Annotated in this window: 1 protein-coding gene; it reads left to right on the top strand. The window is 39.5% G+C overall.

Features of this window, described 5'->3' with window-relative positions; translation table 11 throughout:
• The coding region (locus M901_RS04790) for a fumarylacetoacetate hydrolase family protein (RefSeq protein ID WP_034720453.1) at positions 1 to 220 on the top strand (220 nt) is incomplete at both ends.

The following is a 220-nucleotide window of genomic DNA, read 5'->3' as shown; positions in this document are numbered from 1 at the left end:
CCTGCATATTACAAAGGTCCAACTCATGGCTTCATTGGACCAGAGGAAGAAGTTCTCTGGCCTAAATATACAGATATTCTCGATTACGAACTTGAGCTAGGGATGATTGTTGGTAAAGAAGGGAAAAATATTAGAGAAGAAGATGCTCACGAGCATATCTTTGGTTTCACAATCCTTAATGATATCTCAGCTCGTGATATCCAAAAGAAGGAAATGGCAG

It is taken from the genome of Bacteriovorax sp. DB6_IX, assembly GCF_000447775.1.
Lineage (GTDB): Bacteria > Bdellovibrionota > Bacteriovoracia > Bacteriovoracales > Bacteriovoracaceae > Halobacteriovorax_A.
Note: the sequence above shows the minus strand (reverse complement) of the source record. Positions and strands in the feature narration are given on the sequence as shown.